The 396-nt window shown below is 43.7% G+C and carries 1 pseudogene; it reads left to right on the top strand.

Annotated elements, in window-relative coordinates:
* A pseudogene (locus QTN94_RS20540) lies at positions 1–396 on the top strand (transposase); the annotation flags it as partial.

Below are 396 nucleotides of genomic sequence, written 5' to 3'. Positions count from 1 at the left end.
TGATGCAAGCAATGAAGGAAAACGATGATAAACAACCACTTGAGAACATTGTGCAGCTTGATGATGCCTATTGGGGTGGTAAAGGCAAGGGCGGTAAACGGGGTCGTGGCTCTAAAAAGAAAACGCCATTCGTTGCTGCGATACAGATGGACTTGCTTGTTTTGAAGGCTTAGTCGATGCAAATGTCTACCATGATGTTGAAAATAAGAGCCAAGCCGAGAGTTTGGAGGTGGTGCAAGAACACTTCGAATGGGTTGATACAATGATTGGTAATGTTAAGAACTCGCTACATGGGACGTATCATGCGATACGCAAGAAACACTTACCGAGATATCTTGGAGAATTCTGCTTTAGATTCAATCATCGCTTTAACCTTGAGGACATGACCCTTGCACT

The organism is Vibrio sp. M250220, from assembly GCF_036533795.1.
Classification (GTDB): domain Bacteria; phylum Pseudomonadota; class Gammaproteobacteria; order Enterobacterales; family Vibrionaceae; genus Vibrio.
This window is presented reverse-complemented; position numbering and strand designations above follow the sequence as displayed.